The sequence below is a fragment of the Clostridium sp. UBA4548 genome (assembly GCF_002387895.1).
Lineage (GTDB): Bacteria > Bacillota > Clostridia > Clostridiales > Clostridiaceae > Clostridium_J.
Genome location: NZ_DGLI01000032.1, coordinates 1 through 23,249, shown reverse-complemented (window position 1 = coordinate 23,249; position 23,249 = coordinate 1). Strand labels below are relative to the sequence as shown.

Annotated in this window: 20 protein-coding genes, 2 tRNA genes and 1 rRNA gene; 15 read left to right on the top strand and 8 right to left on the bottom strand. The window is 29.5% G+C overall.

Features of this window, described 5'->3' with window-relative positions:
- The first annotated feature begins 25 nt into the window (after positions 1-25).
- A tRNA-Asn gene (locus B3040_RS13145) sits at positions 26-100 on the top strand.
- 417 nt (positions 101-517) lie between these two features.
- Complete coding sequence (locus B3040_RS13140; protein WP_291574017.1) at positions 518-793, top strand: hypothetical protein; 276 nt, start codon at positions 518-520, stop codon at positions 791-793.
- 322 nt (positions 794-1,115) lie between these two features.
- Here the strand turns inward: B3040_RS13140 and B3040_RS13135 are convergent, their stop codons facing one another.
- Positions 1,116-2,006: a ComEC/Rec2 family competence protein gene (locus B3040_RS13135; RefSeq protein WP_291574015.1), complete on the bottom strand. Its 891-nt coding sequence runs from the start codon at positions 2,004-2,006 to the stop codon at positions 1,116-1,118.
- 280 nt (positions 2,007-2,286) lie between these two features.
- On the opposite strand from B3040_RS13135, the gene B3040_RS13130 reads away from it, so the two are divergent.
- Positions 2,287-2,991, top strand: coding sequence for a lysophospholipid acyltransferase family protein (locus B3040_RS13130; protein ID WP_291574013.1), 705 nt, complete (start codon positions 2,287-2,289; stop codon positions 2,989-2,991).
- A 275-nt stretch (positions 2,992-3,266) separates the two neighbouring features.
- On the opposite strand, the gene B3040_RS13125 is transcribed toward B3040_RS13130, so the two are convergent.
- Both B3040_RS13125 and B3040_RS13120 read right to left on the bottom strand, forming a co-directional pair.
- Positions 3,267-4,712 (bottom strand): NADP-dependent glyceraldehyde-3-phosphate dehydrogenase, encoded by a 1,446-nt coding sequence (locus B3040_RS13125; RefSeq protein WP_291574011.1) that lies wholly within the window; start codon positions 4,710-4,712, stop codon positions 3,267-3,269.
- A gap of 79 nt (positions 4,713-4,791) precedes the next feature.
- A complete protein-coding gene (locus B3040_RS13120) occupies positions 4,792-5,100 on the bottom strand; it encodes a hypothetical protein (protein WP_291574010.1) in 309 nt (102 codons plus the stop codon).
- A gap of 190 nt (positions 5,101-5,290) precedes the next feature.
- On the opposite strand from B3040_RS13120, the gene B3040_RS13115 reads away from it, so the two are divergent.
- Positions 5,291-5,740 (top strand): hypothetical protein, encoded by a 450-nt coding sequence (locus B3040_RS13115; protein ID WP_291574008.1) that lies wholly within the window; start codon positions 5,291-5,293, stop codon positions 5,738-5,740.
- A 150-nt stretch (positions 5,741-5,890) separates the two neighbouring features.
- Here the strand turns inward: B3040_RS13115 and B3040_RS13110 are convergent, their stop codons facing one another.
- A complete protein-coding gene (locus tag B3040_RS13110; protein WP_291574006.1) occupies positions 5,891-6,115 on the bottom strand; it encodes a DUF378 domain-containing protein in 225 nt (74 codons plus the stop codon).
- 219 nt (positions 6,116-6,334) lie between these two features.
- On the opposite strand from B3040_RS13110, the gene B3040_RS13105 reads away from it, so the two are divergent.
- A complete protein-coding gene (locus B3040_RS13105) occupies positions 6,335-6,685 on the top strand; it encodes a hypothetical protein (RefSeq protein ID WP_291574004.1) in 351 nt (116 codons plus the stop codon).
- Positions 6,686-6,788: 103 nt separating this feature from the next.
- Here B3040_RS13105 and B3040_RS13100 read toward each other — a convergent pair whose 3' ends face one another.
- Complete coding sequence (locus B3040_RS13100) at positions 6,789-8,384, bottom strand: amidohydrolase (protein WP_291574002.1); 1,596 nt, start codon at positions 8,382-8,384, stop codon at positions 6,789-6,791.
- A 288-nt stretch (positions 8,385-8,672) separates the two neighbouring features.
- Between B3040_RS13100 and cysS the strand changes: the two genes are divergently transcribed.
- On the top strand, positions 8,673-10,079 hold the full coding sequence (gene cysS, locus B3040_RS13095) for a cysteine--tRNA ligase (protein ID WP_291574000.1): 1,407 nt from the start codon (positions 8,673-8,675) through the stop codon (positions 10,077-10,079).
- Positions 10,080-10,281: 202 nt separating this feature from the next.
- The gene (locus B3040_RS13090) at positions 10,282-14,598 is read left to right on the top strand and encodes a 2-hydroxyacyl-CoA dehydratase (RefSeq protein ID WP_291573998.1); all 4,317 of its coding nucleotides are present in this window, start codon (positions 10,282-10,284) and stop codon (positions 14,596-14,598) included.
- Between the two features lie 38 nt (positions 14,599-14,636).
- On the opposite strand, the gene B3040_RS13085 is transcribed toward B3040_RS13090, so the two are convergent.
- Positions 14,637-15,302 carry a hypothetical protein gene (locus B3040_RS13085; protein ID WP_291573996.1) on the bottom strand — a complete coding sequence of 222 codons (666 nt, stop codon included), beginning with the start codon at positions 15,300-15,302 and terminating at the stop codon, positions 14,637-14,639.
- Between the two features lie 229 nt (positions 15,303-15,531).
- Between B3040_RS13085 and B3040_RS13080 the strand changes: the two genes are divergently transcribed.
- The 5 genes from B3040_RS13080 (at position 15,532) to B3040_RS13060 (ending at position 19,736) form a co-directional block, all read left to right on the top strand.
- Positions 15,532-16,662 carry a DUF3298 and DUF4163 domain-containing protein gene (locus tag B3040_RS13080; RefSeq protein ID WP_291573994.1) on the top strand — a complete coding sequence of 377 codons (1,131 nt, stop codon included), beginning with the start codon at positions 15,532-15,534 and terminating at the stop codon, positions 16,660-16,662.
- A gap of 165 nt (positions 16,663-16,827) precedes the next feature.
- On the top strand, positions 16,828-17,238 hold the full coding sequence (locus B3040_RS13075; protein ID WP_291573992.1) for a bis(5'-nucleosyl)-tetraphosphatase: 411 nt from the start codon (positions 16,828-16,830) through the stop codon (positions 17,236-17,238).
- A 300-nt stretch (positions 17,239-17,538) separates the two neighbouring features.
- Positions 17,539-18,939 carry a hypothetical protein gene (locus B3040_RS13070; RefSeq protein WP_291573990.1) on the top strand — a complete coding sequence of 467 codons (1,401 nt, stop codon included), beginning with the start codon at positions 17,539-17,541 and terminating at the stop codon, positions 18,937-18,939.
- A 571-nt stretch (positions 18,940-19,510) separates the two neighbouring features.
- A 5S ribosomal RNA gene (rrf, locus tag B3040_RS13065) occupies positions 19,511-19,627 on the top strand.
- Positions 19,628-19,660: 33 nt separating this feature from the next.
- Positions 19,661-19,736 (top strand) — tRNA-Lys (locus tag B3040_RS13060).
- Between the two features lie 52 nt (positions 19,737-19,788).
- On the opposite strand, the gene B3040_RS13055 is transcribed toward B3040_RS13060, so the two are convergent.
- A complete protein-coding gene (locus B3040_RS13055; protein ID WP_291573988.1) occupies positions 19,789-19,956 on the bottom strand; it encodes a hypothetical protein in 168 nt (55 codons plus the stop codon).
- Positions 19,957-20,371: 415 nt separating this feature from the next.
- Between B3040_RS13055 and B3040_RS13050 the strand changes: the two genes are divergently transcribed.
- Positions 20,372-20,626: a hypothetical protein gene (locus tag B3040_RS13050; protein ID WP_291573986.1), complete on the top strand. Its 255-nt coding sequence runs from the start codon at positions 20,372-20,374 to the stop codon at positions 20,624-20,626.
- A 139-nt stretch (positions 20,627-20,765) separates the two neighbouring features.
- On the opposite strand, the gene B3040_RS13045 is transcribed toward B3040_RS13050, so the two are convergent.
- Positions 20,766-21,914 (bottom strand): hypothetical protein, encoded by a 1,149-nt coding sequence (locus tag B3040_RS13045; RefSeq protein ID WP_291573984.1) that lies wholly within the window; start codon positions 21,912-21,914, stop codon positions 20,766-20,768.
- Between the two features lie 191 nt (positions 21,915-22,105).
- Here B3040_RS13045 and B3040_RS13040 point away from each other — a divergent pair, with 191 nt between their 5' ends.
- Positions 22,106-22,531, top strand: a complete 426-nt coding sequence (locus B3040_RS13040; protein ID WP_291573982.1) for a hypothetical protein — start codon at positions 22,106-22,108, stop codon at positions 22,529-22,531.
- 18 nt (positions 22,532-22,549) lie between these two features.
- Entirely contained in the window at positions 22,550-22,909 is a 360-nt protein-coding gene (locus tag B3040_RS13035; RefSeq protein WP_291573980.1) for a PH domain-containing protein, read from the top strand.
- The last annotated feature ends 340 nt before the right edge of the window (positions 22,910-23,249 follow it).

Sequence of the window (23,249 nt, the reverse complement as noted above, 5' to 3'; positions counted from 1 at the left end):
CTGTGCAATTTTGAAAGAATAGTATTCCGTGGTAGCTCAATGGTGGAGCACTCGGCTGTTAACCGATAGGTTGGAGGTTCGAATCCTCTCCACGGAGCCAAACTTTCATGAAATAATATAATGTTGAATGAAGCAATAAAGTTCTTAGATTTTCTAAGGGCTTTTTTTATTTCCCTTTTATCCGAGTTTTTAAAATTATACAGTGCTACTTAAGAATTATTTATAGGTGGAAATATATAATTAATTATGGGGCTTTATAAAAAATGGTAATAAACATAAATATAAAATAAGGGTATATTTATAAATTTTCAAATTTATAAACAAGGGGAGAAAAGTATGTTACTAAAAAAGAAAGCCAAATAGAGAGCAAGAGAGTAGCATTACAGTAAGAGAGAAGGCAATAATCAGTACTGAAAGTATTGCAGATGTCGCTAAACTACTAAAAAATCAAAAATACCAAGGAATAATTGCTAAAAAAATTATAGTTCAGGTAGAAGAAGCACTACAAGTAACTGAAATGTTGTTAAAAGAGCCATTAATTGATATAAATAATACATCTAACTTAAGCAAATATAATAATCCACGGCTTTTAGAACTACTGAATACAGCGAAGGCTACAAAAAATCCATATAGGTATAACGAACTACTATATAGTCTAGATAATATAATTACTGAAGATGCACCATACGTATTTTTGTCTCATATATCCTCGTTATATGCTGTTGCAAAGGATGTAAAGGGCCTAATAGTTCATCCTTTAAAATCAATTAAATTTGAAAATATATGGAGATAAGCAATCAGTAACTATATTTAAATTATTTCAATATAATTGAAGGTAGAATTTTAAGTTTTATTGTTAATTAGATATAGAATTATAAGAGATAATTTAATTATCTAACTTCTCAAAAGTCTCCATGTATCCAGGTTAGTTCATAAATAAACTAACTTATGCCATTATTTATCTACATGAAAGATAAATCAAAGATTTGCTATAAAAACATGTAAGAATCTTAAAGAAATAATATAAAAAATATATTATGCTTACACATAATCAAAAGCTTTATATTTTAAAATAAAAAAAACACTAGAGCATAAAAATATTTCTAGTGATTTTTTTATTTAATACTAGTTGTAAAGGAAGAAAGGTTTTTGCCGTCTGATGCAAAAATTATATCACCCTGCTTATCTGTCCTATAACTTTTAATTTTCAGCTCAGTAAGTGTATTTAACGTAGCCTTATCAGGGTGACCATAGTCATTTCCTAAACCACAAGATATAACAGCATAGGTGGGATTTACCCTGCTAACAAAATTTTTAGAAGAGGAAGTTTTACTTCCATGGTGACCTATTTTCAAAACTTGTGCAGCTAAATCTGCTTGACCTTTTATTAACTCTTCTTCGATAAGTTTTTCACTATCACCAGTAAATAAAAAGGATATCTGTTTAAATTGCAACTTAATTACTGTAGAATAATTATTTAAGTTATCATAATTATCCTCTTGGGGAGACAAAAATGTAAGTTTTGTATTTTCATTAATATTAAATTCTAGTCCTGATTTTGAGACATTAATTTTTTTCTTTTTTTGACTGAGCTCTGTAACTAAGTTTAGGAAATCTGTGTTATGGGAGGCAATCTTAGGTGCAAAAAAATTATCAACAGTAAATTTACTAATAATATCATCCATGGCACCAATATGATCCTCATGGGGATGAGTAGCAATAACATAATCTAGTTTCTTTATGTTATGCTTATGAAGATATCTAATCACTTTTTTTGAACTTGTATTTGGACCGCTATCTATAAGTAGATTTTTATCATAACTTTCAATTAAGATACAATCACCTTGACCAACATTTAAAAAATGAACTTTTAAGTCATAGTTTGAAGGTAAATAGTGTGAGCTACTAGTGGCTTTGGTTAACAAGGATATAGCTTTACCTATAAAACTAAAACAAAGAATTAATATTACAACTGTAAAGGGTATTAAGAATAATCTTTTTTTCATATAATAACTCCAATAAGAAAAATATTATTTATATAATAAACAAGAATGGAAATATAGAATTATCTTACATAAATATGCAGTAATAAATTATAATTAGGCAAATTCATTACAACTTATATATAATTATTGACAAATTTACTTATTTTATAATTACAAAATAAGTTTTTACAACTTATTTATTACGTCATTACTAAGGGGCGAATTATTATTCTTTAATTCAGGAGGAATAATTGGTATAATAAATAGAATATAAATAAAGGCATGAAAAGGAAGGAATAACATGAGAAAAGTTTTTTTTGCAGTTAGGTTTTTTGGACATATGATATACATTGCTTTGAGAAAACTAAAATTTAACCTTATTAAGTCCAAGTTAAATGAGGAAGAGAGAGAAAGTTATGTTTTCGATGTGGTAAATAATTGGTCAAAGGCAATAATAAAGTATTCAGGATTAAAGGTTGAAGTTATAGGTAAGGAAAACTTACCAAAAACTACATGTCTTTATGTAGCAAATCATCAAAGTCAACTAGACATCCCATTAATTATGGCTAATATTAATGAAGTAGCTGGCGCAATAGCAAAAAAAGAAGTATCAAGTTGGCCTATAGTAGCTTCATGGATGAAGGAGTTTGACTGTGTATTTATAGATAGGGAAAATACTAGAGAAGGACTAAAGTCAATATTACAGGGAGTTGAGAATCTTAAGGGAGGAAGATCCATGCTAATATTCCCAGAAGGCACTAGAAGCAAATCACATAAGATAAATGAATTTAAAAAAGGGAGTATGAAATTAGCAACAAAAGCAAAAGTGCCTATTGTTCCTATAACTGTAGATGGTGCTTTTAAAGGGCTAGAAGAGCGTAGTCCACAGGATTTAGAAGCGAAAATTATCTTTCATCCAGCTATTAATGTTGAGGATTTGACTAAGGAAGAGGAGAACAACTTAGCACAAATATGTGAAAAGATTATTTCTTCTCCATATCAATAAGTAATATTTATATAATATTATTCTTTTAGCACCTTAAGTTTAATTAATTTAAGAAGTGTAAGTAAATTTAAATATTTTACGATCTCCTACTTAACCTATATGATATAAGTTGAATACTTACTATGGAGGTAAAAGAAACATAAGAAGTTGGGTAGCTATAAATATTGTTTGAGATTTTAATATAAATTTCTATAGTATAAAACGTGATTTTACTTTATTATAGTTAAATCACGTTTTTGTTTAATAAATCATCTTCACCATAGAGTTTATCGTAGTTAATCAACAGTAAGAACAATGGATTTAAGTCTACTCATTGCTTCAATACTATATCGGATTCCTTGAGTTCCTATGCCAGAAGCTTTAACACCTGAAAATGGAAAGTGATCAGGACCTCTTTCCGATTTATTATTTATTTGAACAGCGCCAACTTCAAGTTTATTAGCAACATAAAAGGCATGATTTATATTTTGAGTAAATACAGAAGATTGAAGGCCATACTGTGACTTATTTGCAATTTCTATAGCTTCCTCCATATCTTTTACTCGTATAATTGGAAGCACGGGGCCAAAAGGCTCTTCCCAAGCAAGTCTCATTTCTGTTGTTACATTGTCAAATAAGGTTGGATAGATGAGGTTTTTTTCTCTCTTATTACCACAGAGAAGAGTAGCTCCTTTATCTAAGGCATTCTTAATTAAATCCTCCACAAAATCTGCTGACTCACTATTAATAAGTGGAGTTACCTCACAGCCCTCTTCTGGACTACCAACTTTCAAACATTTAATCTTTTCTAACATCTTTATTACTAATTCATCAGCTACATCTTCAGTTACAAGTACTCTTTTAATTGCTGTACATCTTTGACCAGAGTAGCTAAATGCTCCAGAGATAATCTCTTTCGCTGCATCCTCTAAATTTGCATCCTTTAAAACAATTGCAGCATCTTTCCCCCCAAGTTCAAGCATCATTGGTACCATACCAGCTATTTTAGCAATATGTTTACCGATTTCAGTAGAACCCGTAAAGTTTATAAAGTTTATTTCTTCTTTTGTAACTATATAATCTCCAATTTCAGAAGCTTTTCCTGTCACTGTATTTAATACACCACTTGGCAGTCCAGCTTCTTGAAATACTCGAGCAAGGTGAAGGGCACTTATAGAACCTTGAGTTGGAGGTTTTAAAATAACACTATTACCAGCTATTAAAGCCGGTGCTATTTTAGATGCTGAGAGATTAATTGGGTAGTTGAAGGGTGATATAGCTAATACTACTCCAAGGGGAACTCTTTGAGCAAAACTCATCTTATTTTTTTTAAAGCCGGGGAAATTATCAGCACCAATGGCCTCCCCATCCATATGTTTTCCAGCATCAGCTGTGAATCGTATAAACTCAGCAGTTCTCTTAACTTCAGAAAGGGAGGACTTAATATCTTTACCAATTTCATTCATTAAAATTTTAGAAATTTCCTCAGCTTTATCTTCAAGTATAGATGCAGCTTTATGTAAAATTTCAGCTCTTTCACTTATAGGTGTCTCACCCCAAAGAACTTGTGAAGTTTTTGCGTTTGCAATTACTTTATCAACGTCTTCTTTACTCATTGCTGGGACTGTACCTATAATCTTATCATCAATAGGAGAAAATATAGTTATAGTTTTTTCAGTTGAAATCCAGTTACCATTAAATAAATTGCAATAGTGATTTTCGTTTTGTATACAATTAAACAAAGAATTCACCTCACTAGGAATTATTTTATTAATTGTAGTATGAACAATAAACAGATTATTTATGATAATTGCTAATAAGCTAGCTAAGCATATTTTTTTCGATGAACTCTATTTTCCTCTCTAAATTATTAAGATTAGTTTTTACTGAAGTTAGGTCTTTATCTAGAATAATTTTTTTCGATTCTAATTCCTTTAAATTTTGTAAAAGCAATTTATTATCCTTTTCTTTAGTTGCAATTATTGGTTCATAGATTTTCTTTATAGTTTTTCTTTTTTTAAAAGTAAAGTCAATATATTTATAAAAGTTATATAAAACATTCTTTGTGAATCTCGATAATTTAATTATAGATCCATGTATATTTTTTAATAATATTCTTAAGCTATCCATTAAAATCACCTCTTATAATATATATTTTAAGAGGCTTTAGAGGATAAGTCCAATGTTTTAGCGAATTAATGGATTTAAATGATGATGAAAAGCTAGATTTTCAAACAAATATCTTTTTATAGCATAGATATATTTAAAGCACTAGATAATTATACCTTTTCATATTATTTAAGAAAGGCAAGGTGAGGCTATGGATGATAAGTTTAATAGAAATTATGTATGTAAAATTAATGATTATATAAGAAAGATTGATGATAATAAAATTAAGTTGGAGAAGGAGGTTGAGAAACTTAATTCACAACTATTTGTAAAACTAGAAAATTATAATGAGTTGATTAAAAACAAAAGGGTGTTAGAGCAAAAGTATGAGCAGTTTCTAAATTTTATAATAAATAAGGGAATGAGTTTTGAGGTGAACAATAGTTACCATGATTTGAAACAGTGGGATAGTATTCAAATCACATTTGAAAAGAATAGAGTTATTTTTGGGGATAAAAAGGGACAAGTGATAAAAATAATAGAAGATCTTCAGTTTATTATTATAAAGGATATGTTAGACATGGGATATATCGGAACAGCAATTGTATTAAGGATACAGGAAAAAATTGCTCTTATTCAGCTAAGATTTAATAAAATATAGTTTAGAATCTTAATAATATAAAAGGAGATAAGACTAATTATTTAAAGCGTCAGAACAACTTAAAAGCTAAAATCATATATTGGAGTCCTAAATATGCAAAATAGGTAGTTAAACTTAAAAGTTTAACTACCTATTTAAAAACATTTAGTTCTAATCCACGTTGTTATATCTATTTCTTCCTAAGAATGAAAGTGCATATAAACCACATAAGCCCACTAGTCCGTATATTATTCTGCTTAAACCATTTATAGTACCAAATACTCCGGAACCTGCAAATAAAGCGGCTACTAAGTCAAAACCAAATAAACCTATTAGACCCCAGTTAACTGCTCCTATTATTACAAGAATTAGTGCTATTGTATCTAATGCTCTCATAAAAACATCTCCTTTTCAATATATTTACAATAATTATTATTTACAGAAAAAAATATTTTATAACATTATTTTATAAAATTTTCACTTCATTAACATTTTCTTACATGAGTTTTACTATAGAGATAAATATAAAAAATACTTCAGAGATATAAGCTATATTTTTAGTATAAATTAATATATAATTATTAGTATAAATAATTTATGGAATGAGGGATTAGTGTGCAAACAATTTTATTTATCCTTAGTATTGTTGTTTTTGCCTTTGGTGTACTACTTATATATCAACTACTTAAGCCTTTTGTTTTAGACAAGATAAGGGTTAATAAGTGGATTATATTAGTAGCTGCATTAATTGAATTTATTGTACCGTCAATTATATGGCCTACAATGCCTAATATTTTTGTTAAGTATATTGTTCCAGGAGTTTTTGTAATCTTGTTTTTATGGTTCCTAGATTTATCAGGATATTTAAAAAAGAATCAACAAAGAGTAGCTTCATATAAAAAAAATAAGCGCACGAGCAATGTTATTATAAAGCCAAAAGCTAAACCTAATAGAGTGAAAAAATAAAGGTAGCAATTTAATTTGCTACCTTTTTAAAGACCAAATAAGATTAATATCCATATTTGTAAGGTTGTAGAATAAAAAATAAATCATTATGCTACTTGATACCTTAGTATTTCTTAATGCCACCTACGTAAGTTTCAAGAATAGTAACTTCCTTAATTTTCTCCTTATCAATTGAAGTAATATTATCAGAAAGTATTATGAAATCTCCATAAAAGTTTTCCTTTATTTTGCCTTTTTTGTTTTCCTCAAAGCTCATAAAGCTAGAGCCTATAGTATAGCATTTAATTGCATCCATCACATCCATGGACTCGTTAGGATAAAAACCTTGTGGTGGATTACCACTCAAGTCTTTTCTGTTAACTGCTCCAAAAATGCCCTCAATTACATTAAACTTTTCAATAGGAGCATCAGAACTGAAGGCTACTGATATGCCCATTTTAACCATAGTATTGAAGGCATAACTATCCTTAGCCCGTTCTTTCCCAACAGCTTTCTCAACTATAGGGTGATCGGTCATGATAAAAGAGGGCTGTACATTTGCAATAACTCCCAAAGATTTGAATCTATTAAGCAGATCATCATTAGTGAATTGTGCATGAACAATTGTTGATCTAAGATCTTTTTTAGAACTATGCTTATTTAATTTCTCATATGAGTCTAATACACTTTCACAGGCTTTATCACCGATAGCATGAATAGTTAATTGAAATCCAAAATCATGTGCTTTCATAACTAGCTCATCTAGTTCTTGTTGTTTGTATATTAGAACGCCATTATGAGATTCATCTGAGTAATAATCCTTCATTGCTGCAGTTCTTCCACCTAATGAGCCGTCCTGAAACAATTTAACAGGTCCTATTCTTAAGAAATCATTTCCAATATTGCTTCTTAATTTAAGTTCTTTAGCTTCATTGAATAACTTATCAGTGTTTAAGTTAAGTTGCAAAATAAATCGTATAGGAAGAGCGCCTTCTTCAGCTAATTCACTGTAAGCTTTGATTAGATTTTTTAAGCTTTTGCAATGACTTAAATCTTCCGTTTGAATGGTAGTAATACCACAACTTAATGCATCTATAAAGGCTGATTTTAAAGCTGTTTTTATATTATCTACTGTAAGTGCTGGAAGATTATCTAAAGCTATATTTAAGGCATTTTCACGTAGTATACCCGTAGGTTCCCCACCTTCTTTATCAATGACTCCACCTGAAGGGTTAGGAGTATTACTATCAATATTAAGAAGTTGTAAGGCTTTAGAGTTTACTACAGCTATATGTCCACAAATTCTTGAAAAGATGATTGGGTGATCTAGTGAGATTTTATCAAGGTCCCATCTGTTAGGAAGCCTTTTCTCTTTAAATAAGTTGTCATTCCAGCCACGAGAAACAACCCAGCTCTCATTAGGTATATTTTTTTCCTTAATATAATCTATTGATCTATTAATTAAACTTTCAATTGAGTCAATATTCACTAAATTAACGTTGCTTTTTTGAATTGCATAGTTTAAAAAATGCATGTGACCATCATTAAAACCGGGTAAAACAGTTTTTCCTTTTAAATCTATAATAGCTTCATTTTTGTAAGAACTTAAGATTTCAGAATTGCTACCAACTTTAACAAAGTTTCCATCTATAACACAGAAACTTTCACACACCTTATTCTCATCAAGAGTTATTATGTTACCATTAATAAATACAGGCATAGTATAAGTACACGTCCTTTCGTAAAATATAAATATAGTATAACTTATATTTTCTACAGCTAATTAAAAGTTCCTTTAAGAAAAATTAAATTTACTTGAATAGTGGGATAAAATATTGTAAATTTTTAATAATGTGGTAAAATCAACATGTATACATAGAATAACAGCATAACTATTAGAGGAAAATAATATATAAAATTAGATTTCTTTATTGTTTAGAAATTTAAATTTATAAGAATATAAATAAAATAATGGTTATAGAGAATAAATACAAGAGGAGTGAAGTACATGGCTTTTTACTTATATAATACTCTTTCAAGAGAAAAAGATGAGTTTATTTCAGCAAAACCTGGAAAAGTGGGACTGTATACCTGTGGACCAACAGTTTATAACTATGCCCATATTGGAAACTTAAGAACTTATATATTTGAAGATGTGCTTAAGAAATCCTTAGAATATGTAGGATATAAAGTTAAACATGTAATGAATGTCACAGATGTAGGACATCTTCAATCAGACAGTGATGAAGGCGAAGATAAAATGGCTATTGGAGCTAGTCGTGAGAAGAAAACTGTATGGGAAATTGCAAAGTTTTACGAAGATGCTTTTTTTGAAGATTGCAAAAAATTAAATATTAAAAGGCCTACAGTGGTGTGCAGAGCTACTGAACACATCGATGACATGATAAGTTTTATAAAGAACCTTGAAGAAAAGGGCTATACTTATGAAGCTAATGGAAATGTGTATTTCGAGATTGATAAGTTTAAAGATTACACAAAACTTGCAAATTTAAGTATAGATGAACTAGAGGCTGGAAGCAGAATTGAAATAGATCCAAATAAGAAAAATCCCTTAGATTTTGTATTATGGTTCACAAATTCTAAATTTGCTAACCAAATTATGCAATGGGATTCTCCTTGGGGAAGAGGATTTCCAGGTTGGCATTTAGAGTGCTCTACTATGTCAATTAAATATCTTGGAGAGAGCATTGATATCCATTGTGGAGGAATAGATCATATTCCAGTCCATCACACAAATGAAATTGCTCAATCAGAGGCTTCTCTAGGACACAAATGGGTTAACTATTGGGTTCATGGAGAGTTTTTGGTATTAGATGGAGGAAAGATGTCTAAATCAAGTGGAGACTTTTTAACAGTTTCAAGACTAGAAAAAGAAGGTTTTAGCCCACTTGATTATAGATATTTTTGCTTACAATCTAGATATAGAAAACAATTGGTATTTAGTTTTGAAAGCTTAGATGATGCAAAAAAAGGTTACAAAGCATTAAAGAAGAAAATTTCTTCTATCATTTGTGACGTAAGTGATAACTTACCAGTAGATAACAGTAAGCTTGAAACTTATAAACAGAAATTTATTGATCATATAAGTGATGATTTAAACATTGCAAACGCATTTACAGTTTTAAATGAAGTTATTAAAGATAACCAGCTTAATAATAAGGAAAAAGCAAATTTAATAGAAGAATTCGATAAAGTTCTATCTCTTGATTTGATGATTATGGAAAAAGAAGCTGTAAATGTAAATGAAGAGTTAGTGAATCAATTAATTGTTCAAAGGAATGAAGCAAGAAAAGCTAAAAACTATAGCAGAGCTGATGAAATAAGAAACGAACTTTTAGCTATGAATATTGAAATTTTAGATACAAAAGAAGGAACAACTTGGAGGGTTAAGTAAATATTCTAATGGGAGGGTGTTTCTAGACTCTATTGAATAAGTTGGATTTCAATAGTAGACAATTTATTTTGAGTTTTAAAATCAAAATGGTCATAATTTCATTCAGAGACTATATAAATAGTGTATAACTATTAATATAGTCTCTGAAGTTTATTAAAATTAAATTATTAAATTTAATAGGGAAATGAGCGGGGAAAAAAATATGGACATGCTATTACATTTAGGTTTAGACGTGGGGTCAACAACAGTAAAACTTACAATTTTAAATGAAGATATGAATTTAGTTTATAGCAAATATGAAAGGCATTATTCTGATATAAGAAGCACAATTAAAACATTGATTTCTGAGGCTGCTGTATATTTTCAAAAGTATAATATTACTGTTAATGTTACAGGATCAGGAGGGCTTTCTGTATCTAAGTGGCTAAATGTACCTTTTGTTCAAGAAGTGATTGCTTGCACAAAAACTATCGAGTCTACATTAGGCGATGTTGATGTTGCTATAGAACTCGGGGGAGAAGATGCAAAAATTACCTATTTTAAAAATGGACTAGAACAAAGAATGAATGGGACCTGTGCAGGTGGTACAGGTGCTTTTATTGATCAAATGGCAGCCTTACTCAAAACAGATGCTTTAGGGCTAAATGAGCTTGCAAAAAATTATTCTACAATACATCCAATTGCTGCTAGATGTGGAGTTTTTGCCAAGTCAGATATTCAACCTTTATTAAATGAAGGTGCAAGAAAAGAAGATATTGCAGTGTCAATATTTCAGTCTGTAGTCAATCAGACTATAAGTGGACTTGCATGTGGAAGACCTATAAATGGGAATGTAGCATTTTTAGGTGGACCATTATATTTCTTAAGTGAACTAAGAAATAGGTTTATTGAAACTTTAAAACTCAGTGAAAGCCAAGTTATATTTCCAAAAAATTCTCAACTATTTGTGGCAATAGGAGCTAGCCTATGCTCAGTGTCTAGTGACGTAATTCCATTTGAAGAGATATGTAATAGAATAAATCAAATGGAGAATAACGACAAAAAAGAGGTAAATAGATTAAATCCACTTTTTAGAGATGAGGAAGAGTTAAAATTTTTTAATTATAGGCATAGCAAAAACTGCATTGAAAGAGGCATTTTAGAAAATTATGAGGGAAAATGCTTTTTAGGAATAGATGGAGGATCAACAACTACAAAGGTAGCTCTTATAGATGAAAAAGGTAGACTTCTTTATTCTTTTTACGGAAGTAATGAAGGTAACCCAGTTGAAGTAGTAAAAACAACTTTAACTAAACTTTATGATATCATGCCGAAAAATGCCATTATAATGAGTTCAGCAGTAACTGGATATGGTGAAGCTTTAATAAAAGCAGCTTTTAAAGTTGATTTAGGAGAGATAGAAACCGTAGCTCACTATAAGGCAGCTGAATTTTTCCTTCCTGGAGTAGAGTTTATTTTGGATATTGGTGGACAAGATATGAAGTGTATTACTGTTAAGAATGGTGTTATAAATTCTGTGGTTTTAAATGAGGCTTGTTCAGCTGGATGTGGTTCATTTATACAAAACTTTGCAGAATCATTGAATATGTCTGTTGAGGAATTTTCAAAGGTAGCTTTAATGGCTGAAAATCCGGTAGACTTAGGGTCAAGGTGCACCGTATTTATGAATTCAAGAGTAAAACAAGCACAAAAAGAAGGAGCATCTGTTGGAGATATATCCAGTGGATTATCTTATTCAGTAATTAAAAATGCACTATTTAAAGTAATAAAAATTAGAAATCCAAAGGACATGGGAAACAAAGTAATTGTTCAAGGGGGAACCTTTTATAATGATGCAATTTTAAGAGCTTTTGAAATAACCTCTGAAAAAGAGGTTGTTAGACCAGACATTGCAGGACTTATGGGAGCCTTTGGGTCTGCACTTATTGCTAGAGATAGGTATGTTGAAGGTAGTGCTTCATGTCTACTAAAAGAAGAGGAATTAAATAGATTTAACACTTATTCCTCTGTTAAGCGTTGTGAATTATGTAGTAACAACTGTATTTTAACTATTAATAAATTTTCTGATGGAAGAGACTTCATAACTGGAAACAGATGTGAAAGGGGAGCAGGTATCAAGTTAAAGAAAAACCAGTTACCAAATCTTTTTGAATACAAATATCAAAGAATGTTTAATTACAAACCCTTAGATGCAGATAAAGCATATAGAGGAACAGTAGGTATTCCTAGGGTGTTAAATGTTTATGAAAACTACGGATTTTGGTTTACCTTTTTTACAACCTTGGGATTTAGAGTAGAGTTGTCACCCCGAAGTACAAAGCAATTATATGAAAAGGGCATGGAAACAATACCATCTGAGTCTGCTTGCTATCCAGCAAAGTTAACTCACGGACATATAATGAGTCTTATAGATAAAAATGTAGATTTTATATTTTACCCAAGTGTGTTTTTTGAGCAAAAGGAACAGGTAGAGGCAAATAACCAATATAACTGTCCAATTGTAATGTCTTATTCTGAGGTAATCAAGAATAACATGGATATTTTAAAAGAAAAAAATATAAAGTTTTTAAACCCATTTTTGTCCTTTCATAATAAAACAGCAATATCAAAAAAACTTTATCAGGTATTTTCAGAGTATGGTATTTCTAAAGATGAAATATCAAGTGCCGTGGATTCAGCTTTTTTAGAAGATAAAAAAGTTAAAGAGGATATAAAGAGGAAAGGTGAAGAAACTCTCGAGTATATTAAGCAAAACCATATTAAAGGTATTGTATTGGCAGGGAGACCTTATCATGTTGATCCAGAAATAAATCACGGAATTGATAAGTTAATAACCTCATTTAATATGGCGGTGCTAACAGAAGATTCGATCGCTCATTTAGGAGAGGTAGAAAGACCTTTAAGAGTAGTTGACCAATGGGTTTATCATTCTAGGCTTTATGCAGCAGCACATTTCGTAACGAAGGAGAAGTCTATTGAGCTTATTCAACTGAACTCTTTTGGCTGTGGGTTAGATGCTGTAACTACAGATCAAGTACAAGAGATACTGGAAAATAACAATAAAATATATACATTATTGAAAATTGACGAAGTAAATAATTTAGGTGCTGCAAGGATTAGAATAAGATCTCTAAAGGCAGCTATGGAAGAACGAGATAGATTAGGGGTATTACCTTGTAGATTAACAAGTGAAAAGGATAGAATTCTATTTACGAATGAGATGAAGGATACTCACACAATTTTGTCACCACAAATGTCTCCAATTCATTTTCAGTTTTTACAAACTGCTTTCAATGAGGAAGGGTATAAATTAGTTGTATTAGAAACTACATCCTATAAAACTATAGAAGAAGGGTTAAAATATGTGAATAATGATGCTTGTTATCCATCAATATTAGTAACAGGTCAACTAATTGAAGCATTAAAAAGTGGAGAATATGATTTAAATAATACATCTATAATTATATCTCAAACTGGTGGTGGATGTAGGGCTACAAATTATATTGCATTTATTAGAAAGGCACTTAAAGAAGCAGGTTTTGAATATGTTCCTGTAATTTCTTTAAATTCCGTAGGTTTAGAGCCTAACCCAGGATTTAAGATAACCTTGTCTCTACTTAAAAAGGCTCTTATGGGGATAGTATATGGCGATTTGTTGATGAGAATACTATATAAAACTAGACCATATGAGAAAATCGAGGGATCAGCTATGGATTTATATAGTAAGTGGGTTAAAATCTGTAAACAATCATTGATAGTTGGGAAATATAAAGAGTTTAAAAGGAATGTTCAACAAATTGTAAAAGAATTTGATTCTTTACCATTGTTAGATGTTAAAAAACCTAAGGTAGGATTAGTAGGTGAAATACTAGTAAAGTTCCATCCTCATGCTAATAATAATATTGTAGATATTATTGAAGAAGAGGGCGGAGAAGCTGTTATGCCTGATCTAATGGATTTCGTATTATATACTTTGAAAGATTCGGAAGTTAAGGCTAATGAATTATATTTCCAACCCCTTTCAAAGTATACGTCGCAGTTAGCTATATCTTTACTAGAAAAGTTTCGAAGTCCTATGGTTAAGGCATTAGAAAATAGCAGTAGGTTTCAAGGGCCAAGGAGCATTAACTTTATTGCCAAGGAAGCAAAAAATATTTTATCTCTTTGTAATCAAACCGGGGAAGGATGGTTCTTAACTGGGGAGATGGTTGAGCTTATACAAAGTGGAACAGAAAATATTGTATGCATGCAACCCTTCGCATGTCTACCAAATCATATAACAGGAAAAGGAATGATGAAAGAACTCAGAAGAAGATATCCTAGAGCAAATATAGTGGCAGTAGATTATGATCCTGGTGCAAGTGAAGTAAATCAGTTAAATAGAATTAAACTTATGTTATCGGTTGCTTTTAAAAATCTAGAAAACAGTACTCCTACTACTGAAGAGAAATTAGTAATTAATGATAAACTTATTGAGGAAGTTTTTGAAGAGGTGGCTGCAGCGACAGATAAACACTAAAATTATACAAATAGCCTTCATGAAAAATTACATGAAGGCTATTTACATTGGCATAATATTTTTATGAAATCATTAATTCGAGGCTCAAGAACCTCGTATATACACTGAATCTGATCCATAATTTCATAAGTAGTCTTTTCATAATCTTTTATTTTATGAGTTTTACGTTTAGTAGTAGTAGAGAGAGATAAAGATTGTGCTGTATCCTTAAAAGAAGCAGCAGAAATGACAAGTTGATAAAGAACTGTAAGTGCAGGAGTAATACAATTTTCAACATAAATTTTTTCAAAGGTATTAAAAGGAAGTTCATTCAGTTGGTTTTTTAGTGCATTTATGGTGGTTACATGTTGTAATACACTATTTAAACTATCTAAAACTGAAGTGGATGAACCGTTACCAGTATTGTTAGAAGTTTTATCATTATTAGCGTTGAGTAGCTTATTAATGCTATCTAATTTATTATTTATATCACTATAAAGGCTTTTATCACCATTTAAAGAGGAAATATTTAAATTATTTAACGAATTAATTAAGTTTTGGAGTTGGTTTTCTCCTATAAGCTTAGGCGTGGCATTTGAAGTTTTTTCCTCATTGATAATTGGGATTGGATCAATGATAGTTTCTCTGTCATCAATAGAGCTCAAAGCCATATTTTTATCCTTATCAGATATTTTACGCATATTATTAGTTTCATCCTTTTTCATAGCACAACTCCTATTAAAGATTAATATTTATATATACAATTACCATGAAATTTAGAACTAATTGCATTATTTGTTAGGTAATTGGCAAATAATAAGTAGAAGTAAGTAATTATCTATAAATATAAGTAGTAAGATGTCATAAAAAAAAATTTAGGATTTACACAATAACTGTAATTTTTTGGAATTGATGTGTTATTATAAGTTTATAAGTTTAAAGGAGGATATACCTATGAAAAAATTCATAAGCTTAACCTTATTAAGCATTTTAGCTTTTACCTTTACATTATTTTTAAATACTGATGATGAAATTAAGGATGTTCAGGCAATTACTCCTACAATAAAAGTATATGCTGAAAATAGCCAAATAGAGCTTTTAAATAAGAATGTTAAAAAGATTAATGAACAAATGGAAATAGACTTGCATGAACCAAATATAAAAGGATTTTCAAATCAAAACTTTGAAGAGAAAGTAAATGAAGATATAAATAACTACATAAATAATCTAAAAGATCAATTTGAAAATACACTTGAGAAAGACACTCTTTTTGCTAAGGAAAAAAAATATTCACTGCCTAAATATGAGATGAAAAGCAATTATACTATAACATATAGTGACAAAAATTTATTAAGTTTTATAATTACCACTAATAGTTTTACAGGTGGAGATTATAGCACAATAAACAAAAAAAGTTATAACATAGATTTAAAAGAAGAGAAAATAGTGAATTTACAAGATTTATTTGCAGAAGGTGAAGATTTTCAACAAGTAATTAATAATAAAATAAGTGAAGACATAGCTAAAGTTAAGAATTCTTATTATGCCAATAAATTTAGTGGCATAGATTACGATCAGCAGTTTTATATGGAAAAAGATAATATAGTGATACACTTTCCTATGAATGAAATTGCACCTTATACATTAGGTGCACCTGAGTTTAAAATTTCATTTAATAATTTCCACAAGGGTATAGACTTAAATTCTATACCAAATAATGATCTTCCGAGGATTATCACAGATAGGATTATACGACATAATAATGAAGTAAACACAACTATTAAGCTGCCGAAAATACAGCTAGAGAACAATAGACTAAATAGCAAAGTAAATGAATATATGGAAAATCATATTTACTCTTTTGTAAAATCCATTGAAAATGAAAGCAAAAACAAGAAGAATATGAGTAATGGAAATAGTATTTTTATACCATATAATGTGAATGTGGACTATAAAGTATTTAATAATAGCAAAGATAAAATTTTAATAGGAATAAGTAAAACTCATTTTGATGGAAATACCTCAAAAACCACGGATAGTATAATAACTATTGATATTAAAAATGGCAAAGTTACAAGCAAATAAAAAGTGTACACACTGTACACTTTTTATTTTATAAAAAATAGAAGGACATTTAATAGTAATATAGAATTAAATAGTAATGGATTATGTAATAAGAATATTTGTAAATAAAAGTTATAAATATTACATAAATTAATTTAGAAAATGTTGATTAAAGGAGGATTGTCTATGCAATATGAAAAATCCTGTGGCGCAGTTGTATTTATAAACAATGGTGGTGAACCAGAGTTTTTAGTTATTCAACAAAATATAAATATATATTGGGGATACCCAAAGGGACATATGATTGAAGGAGAAACTGAAGAGGAAACTGCTCTTAGGGAAGTAAAAGAAGAAACCGGGTTAGAAGTAGATATATTGTCAGGATTTAAGCATAGAATTGAATATAAACCACGACCAGATATAGCTAAGGAAGTAATATTTTTCTTAGGAAAAGCTAAGGGTAAAAATGTTATTATTGATAAATCTGAAATACAAAGCTATCAATGGGTAACTTTTGAAGCCGGACTAAGAAAGGTTACCCATGAAGTAAGTAAAGAACTTTTAAAAGAAGCGTATGAGTATATTAAAAAGTTATAAGATTAAATTTTAATTATTAAGAATGGGGAATCATTTAATAATGAGTTTTTATAGAATGCAAAACATAATTACATTAGTTAATTGTGTTTTGCATTTTTAATGAAAAAATAGGGACAATTTAATATTTTAATTGAAAAATTCATGTAACTTGTAAAAGTTCCTCACTAATTTTTATGAATATTTAAACTGTGGACTTGTAAAACGGAGCATGTAAGCTTCTCAAGTGTTATCTAACACCTAAATATACATTGAGCATATTGTGTATTATAGAAAAAGAAAAACACATGAGGAGATGAGAACATGATAGAATTAACTGCATTACATTACATTTATTTAATTCTTATTTTATTGATTTTGGGTATAATGATTCGCAAAAGAGATTGTTCATTAATATGTATTGTTGGTATATTTATACTAGCTTTTGTTAGTACAAAGTCTCTTTCACTCTCCACAATAGGCGTGTTTAATAGTTTTATATATGCTATAACAGAGTTACTACCAACCATTTTAATAATTTCAGTAATTGTTTCCCTAAGCAAGCTTTTAACTGTTACAGGAGTTAATGAAGTAATGATAAAGCCGTTTACTAAATTGATAAAAAATGATGTTTTAGCTTTTTGGGTAACTGGTCTAACAATGATGGTAATATCCTGGTTCTTTTGGCCATCGCCAGCAGTAGCTTTAATTGGGGCTATTATTGTACCAGTTGCAGTGAAAGCGGGACTTCCGGCAATTGGTGCAGCAGTTGCCATGAATTTGTTTGGTCATGGAATAGCACTTTCTAGTGATTTTGTCATTCAAGGAGCACCTAAGCTCACTGCTGATGCAGCAGGTATACCAGTTAGTGCTGTAATATCGGCAACAATACCACTAATAATTGTTATGGGCTTGGTTACAACCATCACAGCATTTATTATTTTAAAAAGAGATATGAGAAGAGGTACTATTAAGAATGAATTACTTACAGATACTTCAATAGAAATAACAGAAGAAGAAGTAAAGGACAAAGTTAAGTTAAATTATAAATGGAAATTAATATTTTCAATAATAACTCCATTACTATTTATTATTGATGTAATAATAATGATATCACTTGATTTAAAGGGCGGTGATGCTACAGCACTAATCGGTGGAACTGCTATATTTTTACTAATTATAATCTCTTTAAAAACATTTAAGCTTGAATCATTAGAAAAGATTACTGGATATTTTATTGATGGATTTCAGTTTGGGTTTAAAGTTTTTGGTCCTGTAATACCAATAGCAGCTTTTTTCTATATAGGAGATATGGGGTTTGTAAAAATTATTGGAGACTACTTACCACAAAACTCTACAGGTATAGTAAATGATTTAGGATATGTACTTGCTCATTCAGTTCCTCTAAATAATGGGGTAAGTGTAGCTACTTTATCTACTGTAGGAATAATTTCTGGCCTTGATGGGTCGGGGTTCTCAGGTATATCCTTAGCGGGGTCTGTTGCTCGTTTATTTGCTACAGCTACTGGGGCAAACACTGCAACTTTAACTGCATTAGGGCAAATATGTGCCATATGGGTTGGAGGGGGGACTATTATTCCCTGGGCAATTATTCCAGTTGCAGCGGTTTGTAAGGTTTCACCCTTTGAACTTGCAAGACGTAATTTAGTTCCCGTAGCAATAGGAATTGTAGCAACTACAATATTTGCATTATTTCTTTTGTAACTATAAATCCTGAATTGACGAAATAGTGTAAAGTTTAAAATTATAACACTTGTACTTGAAGCAGATAATAAAAAGCTTTTAAAATAACTTAAAGTTACTCATTTAGGTAACAATATACAATTATAGGAGTGTGATTAGCCACATTCCTATTTTTATATTTAGTGAAATATAAAAATATCATATTATTTTGTATATATTTAAAGTTTTATAATTAATTCTTTATAACTTTATGAGAGAATATTTTTCATTTTAGTGGTTATAGCGAATTATTAAATAACATTTTAATATTTGATGAATAATCAAATGTGGGTTATAAGGAGTTATCAAAAATTTGGAAAGAATTAAGTAAGTGAGATAAATTGGTTCCTTGACACTTTTAAGTAGGAGTGATATAATATGAAATACTTAAATGAATAAGCACTACAAATAATTTTAAATTTGTTTTAAGTAATATTAATTATATATTACTATGGGCGATGATATTAGAGAATTTATTGCAATATAAATTAAAATACTTGTATTGGTCAACACTTTAGGTTCACTTTTATTATCGTAATTTTAAGTTTATGTATCCGGTGATTATGTCTTGAAGGTAACACCCGTTCCCATGCCGAACACGAAGGTTAAGCTTCAAAGAGCCAATGGTACTTCAAAGGAGACTTTGCGGGAGAGTAGGTTGTCGCCAGGTAACGTTAAGCATATAAAGTATGCTTAACGATATGGTTCACTAGCTCAGTCGGTAGAGCACATGACTTTTAATCATGGTGTCCGGGGTTCGATCCCCCGGTGAGCCACCAAATAAAAAATCCACTCAACAATGAGTGGATTTTTTATTTTAATTTGAAAATTCTAAAATGAGGAAGAATTATCTTTAGAGTTATCATTACTGTTTGGATGAGAACTTATTTTAACTCCATTTATAATGCCAACATCTGCACCATCTTTTGGATACATTTTTCTTAGCTCTGCCTGTGATTTCTTTCCTTCTTTAAATCTATTTTTATTATTATCTACCATATAGCTACCTCCAATCATTGTTTGTCATATATTAATTTGTCCCTAAGGGAAAAATTTTATGTGTTTTCTTAGAGACAATTATTAAAAATAAATTAACCTCTGAGAGAATTAAAATAGTAATAGTATTCAAATCCTTGAGGCATTTACTGTAGTCATAAAAGGAATAATTATAGGTATATATGGTTTATGATAATGCTGGAATTTTTATTAATTAAAGGATTGAATTTGTTGGATATTACATTACTAGAACCTATATATTTAAATTGTGGTTCATTATGTAAACAAAACCACAGTTTTTTCATATTATATATTGTGAATAGAATATAATTTACATAAGCTTTTGCTTGTGGACAACTTAGTGTATTGGATGTTTCTTGCGAGCTTATAAAATCTATTTAAAAGGAGAGTTTATTATATGACAACTCAAGAATTATTACAAAGTCTTATGAATGATCCTGAAGTTAAAGACTTACTAGCTAGATTGAATACTGGGGAAGATGTAAGTGCTTTAGTGAATAATAGCGGAATAAATAATTCATATTTGCCAGAAAACTATTGTTGTTGTCCAAGACCACAACCTAGGCCAAATAACTGTGATTTTGGTTTAGGAATACTTTTATTGCTTTTATTCTGTTGTTGTGGCTGTGGTGGAGGATTTTTATTCTGCTAAATATTGTTAATTGCTAGACATGATTAATCATGTCTAGTTTTAATTTTATAAAAAAATAAGGAATATCAGCAAAGTCAAAAGTTTGCAGTTACTCCTTAAGAAATTCAAATGTGATAAATTTGTTCCTGAAAACTAAGCTTTACTGTTTATCAGTGGCTTTGGTAAGGTCTCGTACATTATCGCTAGTAAAAAATCCATCAAAATCTCCATACCTACATATATATTCATTAACTACAAAAGTATTAGGAGAAGGATGAGAAAAAGTTTGTTTTATTCCTTCTTCTTCTGAACCCACTAGATCAATCAAAAACTTCATATCATTATTTTTAAGATCTTCAAAAGTTTTCTCAATGTTTTCAGTATAAAATGCAATGTGATGAACTCTTGGTCCGTAATTATATACAAACTTTTCAGTAGGGCCACTTTGCTCTAAGTCAGTAAATGGAGTTATACCTGAGGTGAATACCATAGCAAATTGCTGACCCTTCATCCTCGCAACGTTGGTAATAGAATTTAAGTTTTTAACATAAATGGAGAAGTCAAAATTATAATCCGTTAATTCCATGAGCTCTAGTATTGCAGCATCTCTATGTTTGGCAATGATACGAGTTGCAGCATGATCAACATAACCAATATTCTTTGTATATTCTGGCTTTGAAAAACTGGTTTTTCTGGACAACTCTATGTCACAAGCATCTTTATAAATTTTCTTATTACCCTTCCATTGTATAAAACCATAAGATGTGCCTGTAAATGAAGAAGGGATAGTTTGCACAAAGAGGTAATTATCATGTTCAATGATCTCAGAAGATAAGAAATTTATTCCACGATTTTTTTGTATTGTAAAGTATTTTTTTATATTTGTAACTTCAAAGATAAAACACTCTATTCTTGTATTTGGACGAATTTCACTTTTAGGATTGAGATTATATTTTATAAAAGGATTATCCTTCTCTTTTCTTGTTGATACTATAATATCAGAAGAATTTTCAAGTTTTAGAACATTCATATTAAAAGAATTATTTTTAAAGGCCTCATTAATGGTATAGCCAGAATACATTAAAAGTTCATCTATCGTACTATTGAAATAATCTTCTTCAGCATTAATTAAAATGCATTCTAGACCTTTTACTAATTTATTCAACTCTAGTTTAGTTCTTTTAAATATAATATCATTGGCTTCCTTTCTTAGGACGCTATCATCGTTATTAAATTCATTAGAAGAAAAAACACTTTTCTTTAAATGAGGATGGATATCCCAAAAGTTTGAAACTATAAAATCATTCATAATTGCCCTCCCAAATAGTTATTTATTAAAAAATCATCTTTAAATTTATATGTAAGTTAGGTGTTAAATATTATTAGTTAGTAGAAATTAGTAAATTTTTTATTAGTATAAAAGTATAAGTGAGAGATAAAACTAAGTAATAATTTAAGGTTATGGCTATGGGTGGAAGGGATTTATAAAGGAGAAAGGTTATGGAGAATATACTTGTAAAATTTGACGAAAAGAAGTTATCTAAAGAAGCTGTTAATTTATTAAGACGTATTCAAAGAAGGTATGGTAATTTTAAATTACATAAATATGTTAATTGGTGCATTATAAAAGGGATAGATGTAAAGATTAGTAGCGAAATAATAATACAGTATATAAATATAATCCATAATGAAAATCGAGCTACTTGTAATATTACTGATGAATTATTAAATCATCTAAAAAGTATTATAAATAAAAAATATATAAATAAAAGGGAAGAAAATAAAGCATATGAAATTATGAGTGATATTGCATTTATTATCGAAAATAGTTACACTAATAATCAGGATAATATGAAGTTAGAGAATGAAGGTTTTTTCTTTAACTTCTTTAGATGGATTAAAAAGATTTTAAAGATAATAAAGTGATTTGTAGGGGGATTTTATATGGATAAAGCAGCGAAACTTCTCAAGTTAGCTAAAGATAATTTTGAAGAGGGGGAAGAGGTGTTAAGTTACGTTGATGGGGCATTTCAGGCTACTGTAAAAAATAGAAACACTATGAGGACGGGGGTACTAATTGCTACAAATAAAAAGCTAAGATTCTGCGGTAAAAGGTTATTTTTTGTTTATGATGATGCAATAGAATACAGTGATATATATAAAGTAGAACTTACAAAAGAGAAATTTGGAGACACTATATTTATAGATGGAAAGAAACAATCGTATTTCATGAGATTTATTATTAGTAAAGAAATAGGTAATTTTTTTAATATTATAAAAGAGTATAAGGGAAAAAGACTTTAAGAATAAGTTGAATTATGGACAGAAGTTATAAGCTAAATAAGAAACGATTCTATAAGATACTATTTTTAATATTAATAGATTGAAATAGTGGTATAAAAATATACTATTATGGGGAAGTTTATTTAATGTAAGAAGATAGTAACATTAGAGTTATTAATTTTAAGTTGTAGTTTTAATGAATAATAGATAATGAACCTTTTTATTCTATATTTTGTTGAACCTATCTACTTATTTAATTAAATACAAAAAAAGTTGTTGACGGAAAGATATAACAATGATACTATAATAACAGACCGCAAGAAACGACATAATAAAACAATAAATTGGTCTTTGAAAATTA